Here is a 21,794-nt window from a genome sequence, read left to right as displayed (position 1 = left end):
CGGTTCGGGCAGCCCACTCCTCCGCCAGAATGCTCATGGAGATCAGGTCATAATGGGTTCCATCCCGCAATACAGCGGAGCGCTGCCGACCTTCCTCCCGGAATCCGGCTTTCAAGTACGCGCGTCTGGCAGCTTCATTGTATTCGATCACTTCCAGCGCAATCCGGTTCAGATTCAGTTCATGAAAGCCATATCGAATAATCAGGGCTAGTGCATCACTCCCGTATCCCTGACCACGATCCTTATCTTCACCAATGCCAATGGCAAGGCGAGCAGAGCGATTGTTCCATTCAATTCGGTAGAGGGCGGTAAATCCGATAAATCGATTGTCCTCCAGTGTTCGCAAGGCAAATTCAAAACCGTTGTCTCTTCGAACGGCAGATGAACCTGTCTCGTCCGGGGTTAGCGGAACCGCAATGTCTGTATCCAGGTTGCGCAAATATTCGTAATTGTCCGTGTAACGTGCCAGACGCATGCAATCTTCCGGGCATGGGGCGGCGAGCCGGACTTTGGAGCCGTGAAAAGCATTCAAGTTACGTGGAGCCATGCTGCGTACACCTCTTTTGATTTGTAATCTGTTTTAGGTTTTAGGTCGTGTAAGCTGAAAAATATCTTGTATGTTTATTATACTATGGATGCCAGACAATTACCGAAAGACAGCAAAAAGGCTCTGCCGACCCGGTTGTCAGCAAAGCCCTGTTGGTGGGGCGCATAGCCCGATGATGGATTATAACGAATCGGAATTCTGTACAGAAGGACGGTTTATATTTTTGCCATAATAAATCTCATCCATCTCAAGCTTCAGCCACTCCGTAATTTCATGCTGTTCCGCCTGGCTCAACTTGTCCTTGGTATAACCAAAGAGGTAGTTGTCGAGGTCAAACGCCTTCAGTTTACATTTCGTGTGGAAAATATTTTCCTGATACACGTTAACGTCAATCATGTCGAAGCCTTTTTTGATCTCGTCCGGAATATAGTTCTGAATCGAACCGATCTCATGGTCAATAAACAGCTTGCGGCCGCTCGTATCCCGCGTGAATCCACGAACCCGATAATCCATAATCATGATATCCGTGTCAAAGGAATGGATCAGATAATTTAACGCCTTCAGCGGCGAGATTTCCCCACAGGTGGAGACGTCGATGTCGGCACGGAAGGTACTGATCCCTTCACTGGGGTGAAATTCAGGATACGTATGCACGGTGATATGGCTCTTGTCGAGCTGCATGACCACATTATCAGGGAGCGGACCTGGGGATTCTTCAAACGATTCCTCCGGAACCTCCACGATCGGCCCTTCCGAGACAAGCATCGTCACGCTGGCCCCTTGGGGGACATAATCCTGCTGCGCGATATTGAGCACATGCGCACCAATGATGTCCGCGACATTTTTCAGAATTTTGCTCAGCCGATCCGCGTTGTACTGTTCATCGATATATTCAATATAAGCTTCGCGTTCTTCTTTGGTTTTCGTGTAGCAGATGTCGTACATATTGAAGCTCAGCGACTTGGTCAGGTTGTTGAACCCATGCAGTTGAATGCGCTGCTCAGGCGTTAATGTCATGGCTGCAGTTCCCCTTTATCCATACGACATGGTAATCGCAGTTTTAATACTACTTATACCCAACCTTTCGCCAAAAAAAACATAAGTATGAATTCCGGCTTATCCAGCCGCATTAGAATGAGGAGTCCTCATATTCGCTTACACTGTTCATCCGCTCGTCCTCGGCGATGGACTGAATATCCTCGGAAGTGACACTAATGATGGTGTAATCCTCATTCTGCTGTTTCTTCACGGCTTTTTCCTTCACGAAACGGGGGCTGCCCTCTGCGGCATCCTCATCATAGACCAGCAGGATGCCATCGCTTTTGCGCAGCAGCAAGTCATCACGTGCTGTAAATTGCCATGGGCCGATGTAAGGCTGCTTGCTGACCGCTCCGTAGTAATCTACGCCCTGAAGGATGGTGCGGTAGTATTCCTGCTTGTCTTCCTTCCATTGTTCCTCCGGGTTCTGAAACGCAGTGATGATGGACAGCTTCAAGTGGGGATAGGTCTTTTTTAGCTCAAGTACCACCTCGCAGGCCCACAGGTCCACACCATATTGTCCAGGAGTCAGCACCCACTCCAGTCCATCCTCCACAAGCGGTGTGAGACGGGAGGAGATGGCCTTTTTGATGAAGGGAATCCCTTCATGCTTCTGCCCGAAAATTTGCAGTTCATGTGCCCGGTATCCGGTAATTAACAGGTTTTTCAGCTTAACTTCCTCCTTCTCAGCACGACTTGTCCTCTAAACGCCCAACCAACAAGATTACTTCGAAGCTGGCGCATCTGTACGGAAAGGATAGAGGAATTGCTTCGGAATATCCGTCTCGAAGGTCATGAGTTCGTCGGTCGTAGGATGAATGAAGGATAGCACGCGTGCATGGAGTCCAAGACGTCCGAGTGTTTTGGTGCGAGAACCATATTTCTTGTCACCTGCAATGGGATGGCCGAGATCTTCCATATGCACGCGGATCTGGTTTTTGCGACCGGTCTCCAGCCGAACTTCGAGCAGGGAGAATTCACGGTTCGATTGAAGCCGTTTATAGTGTGTAACCGCATGCTGTCCATCATTGGGACGTGGACTGGAGTACATCTTCAGCGTTTTGCTCTCCTTCAGCCACGAAGAAATGGTGCCCACGGGTTTGGCTACCTGACCTTCGACAAGTGCCACGTATACGCGTTCCTGCACCTTGTCCTTCCAGTTGTCCTGCAGATTCTGCTTCACTTCTTCACTCTTCGCAAACATCATGACACCTGATGTATCCCGATCAAGCCGGTGCACGACAAATATGCGGTTCCGCGAATCGGTGCGGCGTACGTGTTCGGTCAGTTGACGATACGCGGTGATCTCATCGCTCCGATCTGCTGCAATGGACAACAGTCCGGCATCCTTGCGAATCACGATAATGTCATCGTCTTCATGCAAAATCGTAAGTCCTGACATGGTTGGTGCGGCTACGGCGCCTTCCTTGCTGATGGATACCATTTGTCCAGGCGTCAGCGGATGGTTAAACTTGGTGACTACGGTATGATCTACGGATACTTGTCCCCGTCCCAGGATGGACTTGACTGCATTCCGGCCTGATTTTAGATGCTGGAGCAGGAAGTTCAGCAGCTCATCCGGCTCAGTTACTTTATATTGGCGAGGTGGTTCCTGTTTACGATAATGGGCATTGCCCGCGCGTTTAGGAGCACCTGAATGTTTGGGTTTGGAAGCTGCCGAGGACTTCGAGATTAAGGGCTTCTTCGATGCTCCGCTATTACGGGATGTGGAAGAACCAGAAGACGAAGTCGAAGCGTTTGCTTTCGGGGAACGTGCTGCCGAGGCACTCGCTGGTCCTTTACCTTTGGCTGATGGACGGCCTGTTGATCGATTGCGTTTATTCATGAATACTAATCTCCTTCTGAACAGCCTGTACCGCTTGTGTGCATACGATCCGTTCATTTCGTTTATGCAGTTCAATATACCATTAACCGGGTGCAAATAAAAATAGGTGGATCGAATCTGTTATCCATCCAAGCGAGCGAGAATCGAGAATCATAGAATAACGTATCCCACAGCATTGGAGGTGTTACTCTTGGGTGTATTTCTGGATATGAGAACTTCCATGAACTCGCCATTTGCAGGATTCCCCGGGGTGAACATATCAAATACCCCGGTAATGTTCGGCTCCATTGGTTTGCAGACCCTCGGAGTTTCCAATCCGATTATCACCTTGAACGGTACGATCGGTGTTATTGGTGAACCAGGAGATACGTTCGTTGTTGAGCTCGTACGTGGGAGCGCATATAATCCGCAAAATGTGATCTATCGTGCTGAAGGCACGGTAGGTGAGAACGCTGGTGTCGAATTCCATTCGTTCACAGCACAGGATCTGGCCGCTCCACCGGCCCTGGAGAGTGTGTACTCCTCGTTTATTTCGGGGGTCTCCACATCGGTGCGTACCGGACCAGAGATGTTCTATGGTATTGCAGCCACTGGCTAGTTCAATAGCAAGTGACCAAACACAAAAATCCCGGACTTAAGCGAGTCCGGGATTTTTACTATAAAAGCATATGAAGGTGAAGGTGAAGCTAATCATATTGACTTTTTCCTGATACTGAGCTGCGTTACTGAGATCTGACCACAGATCAGTTGGGGCGGCCATTCAAAATGATGTTGTTGGCTTTGCCAAAGTCGATGCCGACTTTGCCCGCCAGTGCTGCCGTGCGCTCAGCGAGTACAACGGCGTTGACCCCGCAGGAGAAGAGAGCGACATCGAAGGTATGTTGATTTGTTACAATCCATTGCAGCGTTTCTGCCATCTGATCCCAACTATCGAAGGGAAGAGCAGCCGCGATGTTCAGATGATAGGGCTCCTGCACAAGTGCTGCACGAAGTTCCTCGATTTGCCGAGTAACGAGCAGCACCCGTTTCCCTGCAAGCATGCTCCAGAAGCGGGGCATCTGGACCAGTTCCCGATTCACACAAGCATGGCAAGTGAGCGCTGGAGAGATACCGAAATGCGCAAACAACATGTCGGTCAGCGGTCTTTTGAGATAATCCGGAGCTTTAATTGTAAGGTCACCGAGTGGAAGTACCCCTACCAGACTGGCCCGTTGCAGGGAAGCGGCAACCTCATCCCGGAGCTGCAGGTTGGGAAGGCGAAGTCCTTTTTGACCCCGGTTGGCCTTAATGGCCCAGCGCTCCTGAAGAACCTGCTCCGTCGTCCATACCGTTTCCTGGGACATGACAATATTCTCGCCATCCCCAACGCGAACAAGAGAGAATGGACGCTGTTCTCTGATTGCCTCTTCCAACTGATCCAGCACACCATCCGTTTCAAGATATTTTGAATTCATAGCAGCTTTCGAGCCTCCTTTGAAAATGGAACTGCTCTATTCTATGTTCGCGTTCCCTTAACGTTTTGTACGTTCAACCCGAAGGGCCAATCTTGGGGTGTATATCAATCTATTTATATAGAAACTAGTGCAAGCGTCCGTACCGGTTCCTTCTTCCTTTCATACGCTATAGAGTCGACTGCCAAAACTATAAAAAAGAAATCCGACCTGTGCTAAGGAAGACTGGCAGATTCGGATGAGGAGGAATGTAATGTCCAGGAAAGTCGTGATTGAGATTAATTTCAATAACTATGGGATGGACCGGCAGCGATTAACAAGGGAATGGTTGGAGCGGCGCATGGACATTTTTCGCAGATTTACATTGCACTGCCTTAAGGTACAGACGAATCAGGATTTTCTGACGGTAGTGAAGCTGTCCAAGGAATCGGGAGAACTGATGCGAGAGATTCTCGCACAGCAGGAACCGCTCCCTGCCAACATTCGTTTTGGGACGAATATCGAGAGTGTGCGGGCGATTTTGGCATTTGCTGAAGGGGCGGAGCACCTCTATATTGCCCGTTTGGATTCGGATGATCTGTATCACCGGACCTTCGTACAGCAGCTCTATGACGTAAAGCCACAGCCGCAGACGATGGCCCTGATCAATCAGAACGGTTACCTGTGGGACAGCGTGAATAACGAGATGGCCCCGGCATTTCACCGTTCACCTCAATTCTATGTCTATTTATATAAAACGTCCGAGTATGCAGCTGGATACCGGGTTAAGCTTCCAGGCAGAGGTACGCATGGCAATGTCATTGATCTGCCGCACGAGCTGCTGGCTCCGCGTAATTATGTCAACATCGTTCATTCAAACAACACGTCGGTTAAAAAGGTACCGCCAAAAGACCGGTTAAGCCCGGACGAGATGGCTCAGGTATTACGTGAATTCATGAACTGACCAGGGAGGGATTCATCCATGATTAAAGGACAAACGATTCTGATCACTGGAGGAACAGGCTCCTGGGGTCAAAAGCTGACTGAGGTCCTGCTGCAACAGGACCCTGCCGAGATTCGCATTTTGTCGCGTAATGAATATGCCCAGATTGCCATGCAGCGGGAATTCAACCATGATGCCCGTCTGCGTTTCCTTATCGGGGATATCCGGGATTACCGCGCAGTGGAGGATGCGTGCAAGGGTGTGAACGTCCTTTTTCATCTGGCTGCATTAAAACATGTTCCGGTATGCGAGGACCAGCCGGACGAAGCATTTAAAACGAATGTCATCGGCACGCAGAATATTATCCGCGCCGCGATCCGCATGCAGATTCCCAAAGTCATCGATGTTTCGACCGACAAAGCCGTAGATCCGATTAACGTATACGGCATGACGAAGGCTCTTGGCGAAAAAATGATGATCCGCGCCAATTGGCTGAGTGAACACACCCGGTTTGTCTGCATCCGCGGCGGCAATGTACTGGGTACAAGCGGCAGTGTGGTGCCGCTATTCCGTCGCCAGATCGATGAAGGCAAAAGACTGACCATTACGGACAAGGGCATGACCCGTTTTTTCCTAACCCGTACGGAAGCCATATACTTGCTGCTCAAGGCGGCTGAAGCTGCGGTAGGCGGGGAGACATTTGTGATGAAAATGAAAGCCTGCAAAATGACGGATCTGGCGTCAGTCATGCTGGAACATGCCGGACGCCCGGCGAGCGACTACAAGGTTACCGGCATACGCCCAGGCGAGAAATTGCATGAAGTGTTGATTTCGCCTTATGAGGCGCCGCGTACCTATCAATACGATGAGCAATATTACGTGATCCTGCCGCAAGAACCGGACAAGCGCCTGACCGATGCATATCGTAAACTGCCCCACGTGACCTTTTCCGAGTACCGTTCGGACAGTGACATGATGAAGCAGCAGGGCATTGCGGAATTTTTACGTGCAGGCGGCTATATCGACTAACTAGGGAGGCGGAGCGTTTGGAGGGGGAAACTATGCAGGACAGAATAAACAGCCGCTCCCTGAAAGCCGTCGTGATTGGTCTCGGTTATGTCGGACTTCCCATGGCGGTGGAGATGGCACATGCCGGTTATCGCGTTCACGGGATTGATATTGATGCTTTCAAGGTGGCAAGACTGCGTGCGGGTGATTCATATGTCATCGGGATTGAAGATGAGGCCATACAATCACTCACCCAAGCCGGCCTGTTTACAGCCGGTACGGATTATGCCGCAGTAATGCAGGCCGATGTCATTATTATATGTGTACCTACGCCGCTGACGGCTGATCATCAGCCTGATATTTCATATATTGCTGCCGCGGTGGATGGTATGACTCCTTATTTGAAGGAGGAAAGCCTGGTTATTTTGGAAAGCACGACGTACCCCGGTACAACGGAGGAGCATGTGAGGCAGCCGCTTGAAGCAGCCACTGGCTGGAGAGCAGGTGAACAATTGTATGTCTGCTATTCTCCTGAACGGGTTGACCCGGGCAGCGCTAGCTACGGTGTGAAAAATACCCCGAAAATTATCGGTGGTTCAACGCCTGCCTGCCTGTCCTATGGAAAAGAATTCTACGGCTCGTTCCTCAATGAGGTCGTACCCGTTAGTTCAACAACCGTGGCCGAAACGGCGAAGCTGTTCGAAAATACGTTTCGCAGTGTGAACATTGCACTGGTGAATGAGCTCACACCTGCCTGTGAACAAATGGGTGTGGATATCTGGGAAGTGCTGAACGCGGCAGCAACCAAGCCGTTTGGATATATGCCGTTCTACCCCGGTCCTGGCATCGGTGGGCATTGTATCCCCATTGACCCGATCTATCTATCCTGGGCCGCTAAACGGCAGGGGTCAGATCTGCAATTTATCACACTCGCGGACGCGACCAATCGACAGATGCCGGAGCGTGTGGTTCAGCGTGCAGCAGCACTGCTGAAACAGGCGGGTACGAAGGTTCAGGGCGCGCGCATAGTACTGGCGGGCATGGCCTATAAAAAGGATATCGACGACTTGCGCGAATCGCCGGCGCTGGACATCTTCCGGCTGCTGAGCGCAGCGGGAGCGGAGGTTGTTTTTACAGACCCAATGGTGCCGGTCTTTCGCAAGGATGATGGTTCCGTGCTTCAGTCTCAGCCTGCTGTGCCGGGCTTGTGGACCTGGGCCGATCTGGTCATTGTCACGACTGACCATTCGGGCTTCAATTATCAGGAGATGGCGGATCATGCGAAGCTCATTTTCGATACTCGGAATGCGACAGCCGGGTGTCACGGGGGACATATAGTGGTACTGGGGCAGCCTAATCGGCCTGAGATAACAGCAGTGCAAACTGTCCAAGAAGTGCATGATGTGCAAGAGGAACAAGTGAATGAAGAGGAACACGTGCAGCCGAACACAGCGGAAGTTCAGGGTGGAGCTCAGGAAGAATCTGCACATCTTCAAGAGAGATCGGGGGATACCCATGGCGAATCATGATCGGGTAAGTGAACGGTATTATGGCGAGATCAACTCGGAAGATTCCCATGAGGCCACCCGGACCCGCATCCACTGGATGTGCCGGGAAGCAACCGGCAAACGCATTCTGGACGTTGGATGCAGTCAGGGGATCACCTCCATTTTACTGGCGCGTGAGGGGTTTCGTGTAACAGGGGTCGATCTGGAAGAAGAAAGTATCCGGTATGCGCAGGCAGAGCTCGCCAAAGAGTCCAAACCTGTCAGGAACAACGTGGATTTTCGCATGCTGGACATTACGCAGTGGAAAGTAAAGACCACCTTCGATACCGTGCTGCTCGGAGAAGTGCTGGAGCATTTTGCCCATCCGGAGACCTTATTGCTTCAGGTTCACCGGCTGCTGCAGGAGGAAGGGACGCTGATCGTAACTGTGCCGTATGGTTATCATCCGTTCTATGACCACAAGCAGACGTTCTATGCAGGAAACCTGGCGATGTGCCTGATGCCATATTTTGAAGTCTTGAAACTGGAGGTTCATCATAAATATTTATGTTGCGTGGCCCGCAAGCGGCGGAAAACACAGCTGCATATGTCGCCAACCCTGAAACAGGTGACGGAGTGGATGCAGCTGGATCATGTGCATTTTGCCGAGGTCGAGCAGAACCATCTTCGCCTGATGAAACTGCGCAAGAAGGCGCTGGATCAAGCGGTGGAACAGGTGAAGCGGCTTCGTCGTCAGGAGAATGCGGAAGGGTAACGGGAGAAGGCAGAACCAACGAAATACGCGTACGACAGGAAGGGGCACGGGAACGTGATCACCATCAGTCTGTGCATGATTGTGAAGAACGAGGAACGCACGCTTGCGCGCTGTCTGGATTCGGTAGCCGGAATCACGGACGAGATCGTCATTGTAGATACCGGTTCATCCGACCGTACGATGGACATCGCTGCGCAGTATACCGACCAGATCTACACGTATGAGTGGACAGATGATTTTGCCGCGGCGCGAAACTACTCCTTCGACCAGGCCACGCAGGAGTATATCCTGTGGCTGGACGCGGATGATGTGCTGCTGCCAGCGGAGCGGGCGAAGCTGGAGAAGCTGAAGCAGCAGCTGCCGTCCGAGGGGGAGACGGCAGCTGTGATCTTGAACTATACGCTGGCCGAGGGGCCGGAGGGGAGTCCGCTTGTGACGGACCGCAGGCTTCGCCTGGTCAAGCGGGGTGCCGGGTGCCGCTGGCAAGGCCGGCTGCACGAGCAGCTCAGCTTCCCGGCGAGTGGGGTCATTACGGCAGACATTGCCGTCACGCACCGCCGCGAAGCGGGCCATCATTCGGCGCGTAACGTGCGCATTCTGCGCAAATGGATCGCCGAAGAGGGCATAGCCCAGGGTCGCCTGCTGTTCTACTATGCAGGCGAATGTTATGACCGCCAGCGTTATGCGGCGGCGGCTCGGGGGTACGCGAAGCTGCTGGAACAGCCCAGCGGCTATCGCGAGGATCGGCTCATTGCCTGTGCGAGGCTGGCGGAATGTTATGAGCGGTTGGGGCAGCCGGGATGCAAGCTGGGTGCTCTGCTGCAGTCGTTCCAGTACGATCTGCCGCATGCGGATTTCTGCTGTGGGATCGCGGCCTGCTTTCATGAACGGCAGGAACTGGTCTCAGCCATCTACTGGTATATGCAGGCTGTAGATGTGAGCAGCCGTGACACGGGTCTGCGCCCGGTACCCACAGCCTGCCGCACCTGGCTGCCGCATGCACGTTTATCCCTCTGTTATGCCCATCTGGGTAATTGGGAACAGGCACTCATGCATAACACAAAAGCCCGGGAGTTTCTGCCGAACGATCCCGGCCTGCTGGATAATCGTCAGAAGCTGGAAGCCATTTTACGCAAAGAGATTCGGAATCGTAAAGAGCAGGACGAAGCACAGTCTTGAAGGTAAGGATAGGTTAATAGAAGTGAAATAAGCAGCTCTCTTGCCTAGAAACTTGGCGAGCAGAGCTGCTTTTGTGTTGAATTTTATTGTTCAGGGGATAAACACCGCACATACTGCTTCTTCATGCGCAGGCTTTTGCAGGCCCAGCCCCGGCCATCATAGATTTCGTCGTGAATGTTGAGCGTCGTGGTTTCATCCGAGTATTCACTCCAGTTTTCGATCCGAAGTGTGTTTTCGCTCTCCCATTCCAGATGGTTATTCCCGTGATGCTCGGCGCGATAGATGGTTTTCACTCGGGAGGCATCCGAATCATTCGTTTTCCTCACATCCACCCAGATGGTTACTCCACCGGCTGCACCGCCGTAAGGTACACCGTAAATCTCAGCCGTATATTCTCCATTCTGTGAAGGCATAGAATAGCTTAGTTCTCCCTGTTGGGAACGGTCAAATGTCGAGAAGTAAGGACGGAGGTTGAAATAGGCGACGAGCAAGAATAACGGTATGAAGATCAATAAGGTGGTTGTCGCGAGTATGGGATGTCTGCGTATCCAGAGCTTACGGGACTTGGTTGAGGATGAACTCGAATTAGCCAGTTGGTGGCGTTCCATTGATGTTTTGCCTCCTTTGGAGTCAAATGACATGGATATGTAGGTGGTTTTATTCATGTGAATCATTTAAAGCTGCATTTAATGATGATATCATAGGAATTGATTTAATGATTACAAATAAGTTAAAAATATCCTAATATTCAGTACCTAAGTGCAAATCCTGCTTTCTTTTATTTAGGCTATGTTAAATTCTAATGTTGATATTTGACCATAAGAAAACCGCCTTCGTTGAAAAGGCGGTTTATTGCTATCGTGTCCCGTTAGAGCAACGACTTACTCTGTTGAATTTCGTGTTCCTCAACATAAAGCGACATCAGAGAAGGCGGATCGTACCTTATCGCGGCCTTTAAACGACAAAATGGTGCCGATAGCCATAGCCCCATAGCCGCAACGAATATAATGAGCCTAATCCGACAGTGCCCGCATGATGTTGGATTTCGCCTCTGTCGCAATCGATTCATCCCCGTCATCGACCGCTTGCATTAAGATCAGTATGGGGATGTATACCGCGATCAGCCGCGCCAGTAGCTTCGTTTCCTCGTCCGCTCCTCCGTACGTTTCGAAAAACATGCCGCGAGCGTAAGGTGGTAAAAAGCTATAAGCAACGCTCAAATCGCAAGCCGGATGGCCTACGCTCAGATCGCCCCAATCAATGATGCCGGAAACGATCCCGTTCTCATTCACAAGCATATTTTTGAAATGAAGATCGCCATGTAGCAGTGCATTCACCGCCTCGACACGGTCCTTTTGCAGCCTGCTAATATACGCTTCGATCACACCGGACTCCTCCGGCGACAAGTGTTCAACCACCTTCGATAGAAAGCCCTCCAATTTAACTTTGCGCGATGCTATGTCCGTCAAGTTTCGATGATCTTGCTGAACTCCGCACGTCAGCGCCGCCTGCACCGGAAACTCATGCAATCTCCGCAAAAATTTCGCCAGCGTCTCTGCCGATAAAGCCCGGCGTTCTTCCGTCAAACCGATTGGGAAATCTCCTGGCACGTAGGCATAGCCAAGAAATGGTGCCGGGTATTCGTCACTGGCTTCGCCATAAAACAACGGTTTCGGATAGGGGATGGTCATATATGACTCCAGCTTCGGCAGCAGCTTCCCTTCCATACGAATCGAGCCAACTGCAATCGTTCTTCTTGGAAACCGGAACACGTACTCGTCACCGATGAGAAAAACCGTATTGTCCCAGCCCCAGCCCAATCGCTTCACTTGCTTCGATGACAGCTGAGGGAATTGTCTGCCGATCAGCGCCCGCGCCTGCTCTTCGTTAACCTCCCACTCCGCATCCCATACATTCGTTCCTCCCATGAATTGTCTGCCTCCTCGTTCCTTACTATATTTAGATGTTTACATTCACTGGAAGTTACGCATAACTGCCCGTTAGCTTAACAAGAATAAGCAGAAAGTCGAAGTTTGGTGTTTGTGTCGGTCACAGTAAACAGGCACGATTTGACCAACATATTTTTCTTATTCGATGCGGTATTCTCAAATTCCTTGCTGTCTAAGTAACGAAACTACGCCAAGCAATTCTGCAAATAATTTGTTGCAACACCATTGAGGCGATCTTTTCTGACGGACACGGGCAACCAGCACGCACACTTGATCGTGGCTTATACCATGGTATTTCGCTTTGCCGCCACATTACGTGGCTTGCGTTCGGCAATATTCCGCTTGCCCTTTTCCGAGTAAAGAAAGTAGGTCTCGTCCATTTCAACAATATCTTGAAATGCTTCGGTTGGAATCTGCTCCAGAGCGGAAAGAATCTTATGCCGCCAGTAAAACAAGGTGACATGCGTGACTTCATCGTTTAACTGCTCTGCACTACCCGTATACCTATAAAGATGCTCCACTAGACAAACAGTCTACATTTGATATCTGGGCGAAAACAGCGGAAGGCAAGTTAATCAATATTGAAATGCAGTTATTTAATAAATACGATATTGAAAAACGTACACTACACTACTGGAGCAAGCGTTACTCAAGCCAGCTGCAGGAGGGTCAAACCTATAAGGAACCTAAGAAGTGCGTCACCATCAATATTTTAAATTACTCGTTTATCGCCAACGAGCGTTACCATAATGTATTTCATCTGAGAGAAGACCATACGGGGCTTGAACTAAGTGATGATCTTGAAGTACATTTTATGGAATTATCCAAACTGGACGATCAATCCGTCCCGATGGAAGGTGGGCTGATCAACTGGCTCTTGTTCCTGAAAGGTGCTGACAAATCCAATTGGGAGGTGCTGCAAATGAATGAACCTACGCTGAAGAAAGCAATGGATACGCTGGAGTTTTTAAGTCAGGATCGAGAGGCGCGTCGTTTGTATGAAGAGCGGCAAAAGGTTTTGCATGACGAAGCCTCAATGATTGAGTGGGCTACGGAAAAAGGAGAACGTAAAAAGGATCTTGAAATTGCAAAAAATATGCTTTCGTTAGGAATTGAAGTTTCTGTTATCGCGAAAGCCAGTGGCCTGTTGGAGTCGAAATTGAGTCGCTGAAAGATTAGCATTGGATTACAATGAGCACACGAGCTGATCGGTGCAATTGATTATACCGCCGGGATATGAGTGTGGTTCGTTCATAATCAAAAAACAATCGTTTGTCCAAACAGGATGAACGGTTGTTTTTGTTTTGGCGATGCAGCTTCAAACGTTTGACAGTAAAACGCGGTTGCTCATTCGGGGCTGGCCCGTTAAACTAAAGAGAGCGGCGTTTTGCTTGACGGACAAGTCATGAGAACGCCATTTTGTTGTCAAGGATGCGGCAATGGTGCCGTGTTCGGATGTCAGAATCGGATGGGACCAAGCTGGTGGATGAACACCAGTGACAAGTAAGGAGTCTTTACATGAGTGTGCAAGCACCAACTTTAGAAGAAGCGCAGGGTCTCCTGCAAAAATATTATGGCTATCCCGACTTTCGCGAGGGCCAAAAAAAGATCGTGTCCAGCCTGCTTGAATACGAAGATACGCTGGGCATTATGCCTACCGGGGGCGGTAAATCGATCTGTTATCAGATTCCCGCTCTCTTATATCCGGGGCTGACGCTGGTCGTTTCCCCGCTCATTTCATTGATGAAGGACCAGGTCGATGCACTGACGACCGCCGGCATTGCCGCCGCTTATATTAATAGTACGTTAAGCGGCAAAGAAGTGAATGATCGCATCCGCGCAGCGCAGCGCGGTGAGCTCAAGCTGCTCTACGTCGCGCCGGAGCGACTGGAGCTGGACTGGTTCCGCGATGAGATGGGGCAGCTGCCCATCTCCTGCGTGGCTGTGGATGAGGCTCACTGTGTATCACAGTGGGGCCATGATTTTCGGACAAGCTATCTGGCGGTAGCGCCGTTTGTGGACAGTTTGCCGGAGCGGCCGGTGGTTGCTGCTTTCACGGCGACGGCAACGCCCGAGGTCATGGGCGATATTCTGCGGCTGCTGCGTTTGCAGGACCCGCAGACATATGTGACCGGACTTGGGCGGGATAATCTGGCGTTTAGCGTACTGCGCGGCGAGAGCAAAAAGGATTTTGTGTTGAACTACGCGCGCGAGCATGCTAGCGAGCCGGGGATTGTATACGCCGCGACCCGTAAGGACGTGGACGATCTGCATCAGCGTTTGCTGCAGGCAGGCTTGCCGGCAGGGCGCTACCATGCGGGGATGACGGACGATGAACGGGCCCAGAGTCAGGAGCAGTTTTTGTACGATGATATCCGGGTCATGGTCGCGACAAATGCATTCGGGATGGGAATTGATAAGTCTAACGTACGCTACGTGCTGCATTACAGCATGCCGAAGAACATGGAGGCATATGTACAGGAAGCCGGACGTGCGGGACGGGACGGAGAGCCGAGTCAATGTATTCTGCTGTTCGGAGCGCAGGACATTATTACCCAGAAGTTTCTGATTGAGCAGAATCCGATGGAGGGCGACCGCAAACAGAACGATTACCGGAAGCTGCAGCAGATGGTGGACTACTGTTACACGACACGTTGTTTGCGCAGTGCACAGCTGGATTATTTCGGTGAGATCCATGAGGACAAGCCATGTGGCATCTGCAGTTCCTGTACGGACGACCGCGAGCTGGTGGATATGACAATTGATGCACAGAAAATCTTCAGCTGTATTCACCGCATGCGCGAACGATACGGTGTATCTCTGGTGGCGTCGGTGCTCAAGGGCTCGCGTGCCAAGAAAGTACTGGAGTACGGCTTCGATTCCTTGCCGACCTATGGCGTCATGGGCAATCGCACGGAACGTGAAATTGCCGAAATTATCAACGTCATGGTATCCGAAGGATATCTGATGCTGTCCGAGGGACAGTATCCGGTCGTGCGTTTACAGCCGCTGGCGGTGGAAGTGCTGAAAGGCCAGCGTGAAGTGATGCAGCGTGTGGTGCGCAAGACAGCGGCTACGGCTTCGGGTACGAACTATGGCGGACGTCGGGGTCGCGATGCGATGCCGTCGGCGGTCAACGAGACGGTATTCGAGCAGCTGCGCCTGATCCGGCGCGATCTGGCGGCGAAGGAGCATGTGCCATCGTATATTATTTTCAATGATGCAACGCTTCGCGAGATGAGTGTGGTATGTCCGCAGACGGAACGTGACATGCTGATGATTAAAGGGGTCGGTGAGGTCAAGTACCGCAAGTACGGTCTGCCATTCCTTGAATTCTTCCAGAAGCAGACGGGCGAAGAAGTGGATACGGATGATGATGCTTTTTACGAGTATGAGTAAGTAAAAGGGCAAGGCTACAATTCCAGAACGGTGCTTGTGAAATGATGGATTTTGAACTTGGATTGTGAATCGTGGATTGTTAATCATAGATTATGGATCGTGAACAAAACTTGAATCCAGTCATTGGCAAAGTTATATCGCTCGGAGTGTCTCGTGTGTTTCTATGCGGTGGACGAAATGAGATAGATTGTCTTTCATAAGGTGGACATTGCTTTTGAAGAAAGCGATTGTTGGATTGCACAAGATATGGTTCCGATGAGTGTCCATGGGTCAATATGTAGTATATTGAAGGGCCTCAGGGTGTGGATGTCTTTCTGAAAAGGGTGTCCACCCTTTGAAAGACAAAATTGGAATATGTCCGTGATACGTGGAATGGCTTTTTATAGAGATTTAGCACGAACAGCATCCAAAGCTGGGTGCCGAAATAGGTTTGCATGAACAGCATCCGGGGGTGGATGGCTGTGGCGCATTACTTTTACCAAAAAAATATGGTCTGGGTGTCCAGGCAAAGGTTGTGAACCATGAAGGTTATTCTCTCTACATTAAATGCAAAGTACATCCATACCTCGCTGGCTTTGAGGTGTCTGAAGGCGTACAGTGAGAAGGATTTTGATATTGAGCTGGCGGAGTATACGATAAAGGATCCCGTCATGAATATTGTGTCTGACCTGTATCAGCGCGGCGCGGACGTGATTGGGTTCTCGTGTTACATCTGGAACATTGAAGAGACGATCAAGGTCATTGATAACCTGAAAAAGGTTATGCCTGACGTAAAAATTTTGCTGGGCGGGCCGGAAGTGTCCTATGACACGGAATATTGGATGAACCGGATTCCCAATGTGGATTTCATCGTCATGGGTGAAGGCGAAGAGACGTTGCACCAGCTCCTGACGGAGCTGGAGGGAAGTAAAAAGTTCCACTTTGTGTATGGACTGGCGTATCGCAAAGGGGAAGAGGTCATTCTCATGCCAGGACGGCCGAAGGCGGATCTGAACGATCTGCCGTCACCGCACCGGTTTGAAGAGGATATCCCGGATCTCGGGAAGCGGGTTGTTTATTTTGAAACCAGCCGGGGCTGTCCGTTCAGCTGTCAGTTCTGTCTGTCCAGTATTGAGGTCGGCGTGCGATATTACGATATTGAGCGGACGAAGTCGGACATTCTGTATTTGATCGAGAAGGGTGCGAAGCTGATCAAGTTCGTGGACCGAACATTCAACATTAAGCGCGATTACGCGATGGAGATGTTCAAATTCCTGATTGAGAATCATCAGGGAACGGTGTTCCAGTTTGAAATTACGGCTGATATCATGCGTCCGGAGGTACTCGATTATCTGGCAGAGAATGCACCGCCGGGCACGTTCCGGTTCGAAATTGGAGTGCAGTCCACGAATGATCCGACGAATGAACTGGTGAAACGCCGTCAGAACTTTGCCAAGCTGAGCCGTACAGTGAACAAGGTCAAAGCTAGCGGGAAAATCGACCAGCACTTGGATCTCATCGCTGGACTGCCGGAGGAAGATTACAATACGTTCCGTAAGACGTTTAACGATGTCTTTGCCCTGGGGCCGGAAGAGCTTCAGCTCGGATTCCTCAAAATGCTTCGCGGTACCGGTCTGCGTCTGGATGCCGAGAAGTACAACTATACGTATATGGATCACGCGCCGTATGAGATTTTGGGCAGTGACGTGCTGCCGTTCAGCGACATCGTGCGCCTGAAGCGGCTGGAGGATGTACTCGAGAAATACTGGAACGCTCACCGGATGGACCATACGCTGAAGTATCTGATGGAGCAGGAATTTGACTCACCGTTCGACTTCTTCCAGGCGTTCGGGGATTACTGGGAGGGTCAGGGCTGGCAGAAGATTGGTCACCAGCTTGAGGATCTGTTCACCCGTCTGCATAGCTTCCTGGAATCGCGGAATACACCGCATATGGATATCGTGCTCGGCCTGATGAAGCTGGACTATTTCCTCGGCCACAAGTACAAACCACGCAAAATCTGGTGGGACGATGCGCTGGAGAAGGATCAGTGGGCGTTGTATATGAAAACGCTGGCTGAACGTCCGGAAGACGTTCGCCTGCCGCGCGTTGCCGGTGCCGCAGGTACGGCATGGCTGGAAAGCAGCGGCACGGGTGCAGGTGCTGCTGCGGCAAGTTCGGCTGCTGCCGGGGAAAACTCTGCCGCAGATGCGGCGGGTGTGATCGGCAGCGAAGCAGCTCAGTCCGCCGCGGATGGATCGGCGGACGGTGGGGACGGCAGCGCTTCGCGTGCGCTGCCGATGACCTCGGCCATGACCGCACAGACGGTCATGGGTGCCCGGGCTTTCGCCGACCTTGGTCTCGGCGAAAAGGAACTGCAGAAGCACGCAGTACTGGACGTGCTTCCGTTCCGGCTTGAGCGTGTGCTAGCTGGCGCCAGCCCGCTTGCCGCGAAAGGCCGGACGCTGCTGGTCGTTGTATACCAGCAGCATGAAGACCAGCAGGCGCAGTATTACACGCTGCCGCTGGGAGAAGAAGCCGCTGCTATGTAGGGGCAGCGGCCAAGAAGAAGCTGCATTGGCCGCCGGATTGGCGTCATGCAGCAGAAGAAGCGCCACGGCTTTGCGGTCGTGGCGCTTCCCTATGAGGTGCCGCCTGAATAGGCGCAGCATCTCACCCTTACGCGGCCTGCCATTGCACACGCCGCGCTAATCTTTACCCTTTACAACATCTATATGTTCTGTAAGCATCGGAAGGTCGTCTGATTCCCCATGGGATGAAGAAGGGCCTTCCTTTGTTGTATGTTAGGATTTCGGTGAGCACTTAACAAATAATACATAGATTAGTAGATACTTCTTTTTGAAAAGAAACATGATCTCATCCTTTCGGTTACATGTAGTTTCCTTCCAAGAATATTGCTTCATTTCTACTATACACATATCTGAAAATTATTGTAAATTATTATATAAGTCAGTTGGATTCAAGGAGGGCATATGAAGACCATCATTTACATGGTTAGGCATGCAGAGTCACCGTATACGGAAGGGACGGAAAGAACGAGAGGACTTACCTTGAAGGGCAAAAGGGATGCAGCCCAAATAACAGAAATATTAAAGGATGAAGGAATACATACCATCTTTTCAAGTCCGTATACCCGAGCTGTCTTAACCTTGGAGGGGCTGGCGACAGCGCTGGGAATAGACATTCATATTATGGAGGATCTTCGGGAAAGGCATTTTTCAGATGATAATATTAGGGATGAAGAATTTATGCCTGCTTCGAAGCGAATGTTTGAAGACCCTGATTATGCATTACCAGGAGGGGAGTCTAATACGGTTTGCCAGAACAGAGCTGTGGAAGTGTTGAAACCCATTCTAGAAGAATATAAAGGAAAAAAAGTAGCTATTGGCACGCACGGACATGTCATGACGTTGATGATGAATTACTTTGATGCAAGCTACGGCTTTGATTTTTCTAATCAAACCAGCAAACCCGATATCTATAAGCTTCAATTTGAAGGGATAGAATTAGAGCAAGTGACAAGGTTATGGGAAGAATAGGGTAAAAATAATTGGTAGGGAGAGAGAGTAGTAATTGAGTTGATCCAAGAGAGGGATGGTATGGATGGAACAACAGGAATACGGCCGCTATTTACTAGCGATGGGCGGAGACGAATTTGAGCCAGAAGATGATGAGGAGGTTGAAGCAGACCATTTCTATGGATTATTTCAGTGGTTTATGCCAACGGGAGCAGGGGCTGAACGAGTATTTGAGCCGATTCCAGACGGTCAGCGTTTTCTGGACAGAATACGTCCGATCTATGAGATGTTGAATCCAGAGGATTTCGCCGGCGAATATGTGCCAGGTTATTTCAATGGTGGGAATGAGGATGCCTCCGAGGACTCATTGCGTAGTCTGGGGGAGGAGTTAATCCAAAGATTGAAGCTCCTGTTCTCCAAGGTACCGGAGGATGACGAAGCGGCGGACGCAGCTAAGGAAGCATTCAGAGCTTTGTCATGTATGAAGGAAGTTGTTGTATTACAGCCAGGCGAAATTGGCAGGTTAGAGCAAAGATTGATTCAAGGTGCGGATGAAGAGGATAGTGAGATCGTTTACGAAGCGCTTGGAGACCTTCTTCGCTCACGTAGCGATTACAACGAAAATATCGAGCTGTTAAGTGAAGCATACTATTCCATCGCATGCGATTACTGGGTAGCCTATTACTTGCAGTGGCCCCGCTATCAAGGTTTGAAGGAGGCAGAAGACTGCCTGTATCCATACTTTGAACTATATCGCTATGGCTATAATCTACATTGGACTCAGAGTAAGTTATTTATCGGTAGACGCTCATGAATACAGAAAAATATATCCAACACATGTTACAGGCGATCATTGAAAAAATACAAATCATAGTTAACGATCGAAGTAAGCAATCCTTCGGCTCTCTGGAGTATCTCTTGAACCATATGATAGATTATCGGAATCGTAAACAATATTTGTCAAACGAGTGGCATATTAACACACCCCGTTGGCTAGGGGAATATGGAAATACACCTGAGGAAGAAGAGGTTTGTTCAGACATCCACAGATTGCAGTTATACATTGCTGAGAAGTTAAAGGGTGGATGGGGAAAATAATAGTTAGGAACTACACATTATTTTTACGCACTTCAATTAGATGTGCATGAACCCTTTGAGTGCGAAACGTTAACTAAAGGAGAATCATTCATGTTCTATGTTAATGCCAGAGCTTTTATTGAACGCCAAGATAGGGATAGAACAGAAATCATAATTCAGACTCGAAATAAAAAGAATGAGGTTTCATTGGAATTGCCGGGAGGCAGATTGGAACTTTATGAATCCATCATAGATGCATTGAGAAGAGAAGTATATGAAGAGACAGGCTTGACCGTTGTAGCTGTAGAAGGTAGTCACAAGCGAATAGATACATGTGGGATCAACCCAAATTTTGAAGTTGAATGTTTGGAGCCGTATTGTGTATATCAAACCATTAAAGGGCCTGTGGATTCAATCGGTATGTATTTTATATGTCAGGTGGAGGGGGAGCTCTTGCAAGAGGGTGACGAAACGACAAATATCGGATGGAGAACAATTGATGAGGTCTATGATCGCATGATCGATGATCCAAGACAGTTCTCAGATGTGGATCGCGCAGGGATAACATATTATTTGAAGCACAGGTTTGGAAAAGAACTCGAAGGAGCAGGGACCACGAAAAAACAGTATTAGATAGAGGTTTTCTTACCATTGAGCAAGAATATGTAAATCTGCTTGATAAGAGTAGATAACTACACATAACATCATATTCAAGCTGCAGGCATAGGGCCTTGATTCGACAGGTGTTGGCTACCCCAGCACAAGGATACGGGAATATGTTTCTGAAAGAGAGATACGCCAATCTTAACGTGAGGGTGATTTATGTGGAACGAGGACTCATTATATTTTTGAACGGAACGTCAAGTTCGGGGAAGACAAGTATCGCGATGGAAATGAAAAAGCAGGGAGACATTCCGTTACATCATTTGTCTGTAGATCAATTTTTCCAGAATTATGACCAGTTTATCGACAGTACATACCCGGATATGAAACCTACAAGAGAATTGGAACCTCATATGATGACAGGTATCCTTTTTGACCCGATTGTCTCATTGTTTTATTCAACCATTAAACTGTTTTCGGAGATGGGTTTGAATGTCATTGTGGATACAGTCATTACCAATGACAAGTGGTTTAACGGTTTTTATGATTTGCTTTCAGACTATCCGATATTGTTTGTGGGCGTGCACTGCTCCAAGGAAGAACTCACCAGAAGAGAGCAAAGCAGGGGAGATCGCGCAATCGGACTTGCCCATTCCCAGTTTGACTACATATATGCCTATGATGAATATGATCTTGAAGTGAATACGGAAGAACTCAGTTCAGCGGACTGTGCTGCAAAGATATTAGATTATATCAATTCCGAGCAGAAATACTCGGTATTTAAGAAGTTGAGTAGAAGAGAGGTTACATTATCGTAAAAGAACAGAATTCAAGACCAAGGTTGGTAAAGTGGCATTTTGATGATGAAGTGAGATCGGATCATCCAGAAGAATGGAATTGGATAGAGATTACAATGTATTTCACGGACGGCTCCAGAAGGTGGAGCATCTTATATACACCAGAACGTTTACTAAATAACTTGTCACGACCGAACA

20 protein-coding genes and 4 pseudogenes are annotated in these 21,794 nt (G+C 49.7%); 15 read left to right on the top strand and 9 right to left on the bottom strand.

The genetic code is table 11. The annotated features are described in order from the left end of the window. Positions 1–55: 55 nt before the first annotated feature. The 4 genes and pseudogenes from CHH60_RS18310 to CHH60_RS18295 all read right to left on the bottom strand — a co-directional run. Positions 56–547: pseudogene (locus tag CHH60_RS18310) on the bottom strand (GNAT family N-acetyltransferase); the annotation flags it as partial. 180 nt (positions 548–727) lie between these two features. Continuing rightward, the gene (speD, locus tag CHH60_RS18305; protein WP_095289300.1) at positions 728–1,564 is read right to left on the bottom strand and encodes an adenosylmethionine decarboxylase; all 837 of its coding nucleotides are present in this window, start codon (positions 1,562–1,564) and stop codon (positions 728–730) included. Between the two features lie 112 nt (positions 1,565–1,676). Further along, the gene (locus tag CHH60_RS18300) at positions 1,677–2,255 is read right to left on the bottom strand and encodes a DUF1273 domain-containing protein (protein ID WP_095360495.1); all 579 of its coding nucleotides are present in this window, start codon (positions 2,253–2,255) and stop codon (positions 1,677–1,679) included. Between the two features lie 54 nt (positions 2,256–2,309). After that, on the bottom strand, positions 2,310–3,431 hold the full coding sequence (locus CHH60_RS18295; RefSeq protein WP_095360494.1) for an RluA family pseudouridine synthase: 1,122 nt from the start codon (positions 3,429–3,431) through the stop codon (positions 2,310–2,312). Between the two features lie 190 nt (positions 3,432–3,621). Here CHH60_RS18295 and CHH60_RS18290 point away from each other — a divergent pair, with 190 nt between their 5' ends. Beyond that, positions 3,622–4,029, top strand: a complete 408-nt coding sequence (locus CHH60_RS18290) for a hypothetical protein (RefSeq protein WP_095360493.1) — start codon at positions 3,622–3,624, stop codon at positions 4,027–4,029. A 145-nt stretch (positions 4,030–4,174) separates the two neighbouring features. On the opposite strand, the gene CHH60_RS18285 is transcribed toward CHH60_RS18290, so the two are convergent. Next, positions 4,175–4,885, bottom strand: a complete 711-nt coding sequence (locus tag CHH60_RS18285) for a GT-D fold domain-containing glycosyltransferase (RefSeq protein ID WP_095360492.1) — start codon at positions 4,883–4,885, stop codon at positions 4,175–4,177. 250 nt (positions 4,886–5,135) lie between these two features. Here CHH60_RS18285 and CHH60_RS18280 point away from each other — a divergent pair, with 250 nt between their 5' ends. The 4 genes from CHH60_RS18280 to CHH60_RS18265 are packed head-to-tail and all read left to right on the top strand — an operon-like array spanning position 5,136 to position 9,074. After that, positions 5,136–5,825, top strand: a complete 690-nt coding sequence (locus CHH60_RS18280) for a glycosyltransferase (protein WP_095360491.1) — start codon at positions 5,136–5,138, stop codon at positions 5,823–5,825. An 18-nt stretch (positions 5,826–5,843) separates the two neighbouring features. Then, the gene (locus CHH60_RS18275) at positions 5,844–6,833 is read left to right on the top strand and encodes a polysaccharide biosynthesis protein (RefSeq protein ID WP_095360490.1); all 990 of its coding nucleotides are present in this window, start codon (positions 5,844–5,846) and stop codon (positions 6,831–6,833) included. 32 nt (positions 6,834–6,865) lie between these two features. Then, on the top strand, positions 6,866–8,341 hold the full coding sequence (locus CHH60_RS18270) for a nucleotide sugar dehydrogenase (RefSeq protein WP_095360489.1): 1,476 nt from the start codon (positions 6,866–6,868) through the stop codon (positions 8,339–8,341). Then, positions 8,328–9,074: a class I SAM-dependent methyltransferase gene (locus CHH60_RS18265; protein ID WP_095360488.1), complete on the top strand. Its 747-nt coding sequence runs from the start codon at positions 8,328–8,330 to the stop codon at positions 9,072–9,074. The genes CHH60_RS18270 and CHH60_RS18265 overlap by 14 nt, the downstream gene beginning before the upstream one ends. Here the strand turns inward: CHH60_RS18265 and CHH60_RS30305 are convergent. Further along, positions 9,053–9,262 carry a hypothetical protein gene (locus tag CHH60_RS30305; RefSeq protein WP_255247996.1) on the bottom strand — a complete coding sequence of 70 codons (210 nt, stop codon included), beginning with the start codon at positions 9,260–9,262 and terminating at the stop codon, positions 9,053–9,055. The two genes, CHH60_RS18265 and CHH60_RS30305, sit on opposite strands and share 22 nt — an antisense overlap. Between CHH60_RS30305 and CHH60_RS30300 the strand changes: the two are divergent. Both CHH60_RS30300 and CHH60_RS30295 read left to right on the top strand, forming a co-directional pair. Continuing rightward, positions 9,189–9,344: pseudogene (locus CHH60_RS30300) on the top strand (glycosyltransferase); the annotation flags it as partial. The gene CHH60_RS30305 and the pseudogene CHH60_RS30300 sit on opposite strands and share 74 nt — an antisense overlap. Before the next feature lie 318 nt (positions 9,345–9,662). Continuing rightward, a complete protein-coding gene (locus CHH60_RS30295; RefSeq protein ID WP_255247995.1) occupies positions 9,663–10,253 on the top strand; it encodes a tetratricopeptide repeat protein in 591 nt (196 codons plus the stop codon). Between the two features lie 83 nt (positions 10,254–10,336). On the opposite strand, the gene CHH60_RS29605 is transcribed toward CHH60_RS30295, so the two are convergent. The 3 genes and pseudogenes from CHH60_RS29605 to CHH60_RS30605 form a co-directional block, all read right to left on the bottom strand. Then, positions 10,337–10,861 carry a DUF5412 family protein gene (locus tag CHH60_RS29605; protein ID WP_141236967.1) on the bottom strand — a complete coding sequence of 175 codons (525 nt, stop codon included), beginning with the start codon at positions 10,859–10,861 and terminating at the stop codon, positions 10,337–10,339. 405 nt (positions 10,862–11,266) lie between these two features. Beyond that, on the bottom strand, positions 11,267–12,181 hold the full coding sequence (locus tag CHH60_RS18250) for a phosphotransferase (protein WP_095360486.1): 915 nt from the start codon (positions 12,179–12,181) through the stop codon (positions 11,267–11,269). Positions 12,182–12,439: 258 nt separating this feature from the next. Continuing rightward, positions 12,440–12,672, bottom strand: a pseudogene (locus CHH60_RS30605) (IS1595 family transposase); the annotation flags it as partial. Positions 12,673–12,698: 26 nt separating this feature from the next. On the opposite strand from CHH60_RS30605, the pseudogene CHH60_RS18240 reads away from it, so the two are divergent. The 8 genes and pseudogenes from CHH60_RS18240 to CHH60_RS18205 all read left to right on the top strand — a co-directional run. Next, a pseudogene (locus tag CHH60_RS18240) lies at positions 12,699–13,373 on the top strand (Rpn family recombination-promoting nuclease/putative transposase); the annotation flags it as partial. Between the two features lie 347 nt (positions 13,374–13,720). Further along, positions 13,721–15,601, top strand: a complete 1,881-nt coding sequence (gene recQ, locus CHH60_RS18235; RefSeq protein ID WP_095360484.1) for a DNA helicase RecQ — start codon at positions 13,721–13,723, stop codon at positions 15,599–15,601. A gap of 521 nt (positions 15,602–16,122) precedes the next feature. After that, a complete protein-coding gene (locus CHH60_RS18230; protein WP_095360483.1) occupies positions 16,123–18,132 on the top strand; it encodes a B12-binding domain-containing radical SAM protein in 2,010 nt (669 codons plus the stop codon). Positions 18,133–18,573: 441 nt separating this feature from the next. Further along, positions 18,574–19,140 (top strand): histidine phosphatase family protein, encoded by a 567-nt coding sequence (locus tag CHH60_RS18225; RefSeq protein ID WP_095360482.1) that lies wholly within the window; start codon positions 18,574–18,576, stop codon positions 19,138–19,140. A 64-nt stretch (positions 19,141–19,204) separates the two neighbouring features. Further along, entirely contained in the window at positions 19,205–19,933 is a 729-nt protein-coding gene (locus CHH60_RS29595; RefSeq protein WP_141236966.1) for a hypothetical protein, read from the top strand. Next, positions 19,930–20,217 (top strand): hypothetical protein, encoded by a 288-nt coding sequence (locus CHH60_RS29865; RefSeq protein ID WP_095360481.1) that lies wholly within the window; start codon positions 19,930–19,932, stop codon positions 20,215–20,217. Before CHH60_RS29595 ends, CHH60_RS29865 begins: the two co-directional genes overlap by 4 nt. A gap of 90 nt (positions 20,218–20,307) precedes the next feature. Then, entirely contained in the window at positions 20,308–20,829 is a 522-nt protein-coding gene (locus tag CHH60_RS18210) for an NUDIX hydrolase (protein ID WP_095360480.1), read from the top strand. Positions 20,830–21,020: 191 nt separating this feature from the next. Continuing rightward, entirely contained in the window at positions 21,021–21,617 is a 597-nt protein-coding gene (locus CHH60_RS18205; RefSeq protein WP_095360539.1) for a chloramphenicol phosphotransferase CPT family protein, read from the top strand. Positions 21,618–21,794: the final 177 nt, after the last annotated feature.

It is taken from the genome of Paenibacillus sp. 7523-1 (assembly GCF_002276415.1).
GTDB lineage: Bacteria > Bacillota > Bacilli > Paenibacillales > Paenibacillaceae > Paenibacillus > Paenibacillus illinoisensis_A.
This window is presented reverse-complemented; position numbering and strand designations above follow the sequence as displayed.